1 protein-coding gene is annotated in these 314 nt (G+C 69.6%); it reads right to left on the bottom strand.

Features of this window, described 5'->3' with window-relative positions; translation table 11 throughout:
* The coding region (locus AB4048_RS29060) for a calcium-binding protein (RefSeq protein ID WP_442205384.1) at window positions 1-314 on the bottom strand (314 nt) is incomplete at both ends.

The raw sequence follows: 314 nt of genomic DNA, 5'->3' as shown, positions 1-314 counted from the left end.
CCGCCGTTGACGGTGTCGTCGCCGATGCCGCCCGTGACGGTGTCGTTGCCCGCGCCGCCGTCGACGCTGTCGTTGCCGGCACCGCCGTYGACGCCGTCGTTGCCGTCGCCGCCCGAGAGGGTGTCGTTACCGAGACCGCCGTCGATGGTGTCGTTGCCGCCGTTGCCGTTGATGATGTCGTTGGTGTCGCCGCCGGTGAGTGGGTCGCCATCGGGCGTGCCTTCGATCGTACCACCGATCGGCGGTGCCAGGGCGGCGAGCGAGATGGTCTCGGTCGAGCCGTCGGGGTGAACGATCTGGATGTTCTCGACGCC

Origin of the sequence: Rhizobium sp. RAF56 (assembly GCF_052113965.1) — a bacterium.
Lineage (GTDB): Bacteria > Pseudomonadota > Alphaproteobacteria > Rhizobiales > Rhizobiaceae > Rhizobium.
The sequence above is the reverse complement of the archived record's forward strand: the minus strand, read 5'-3'. Positions and strand labels throughout refer to the sequence as shown.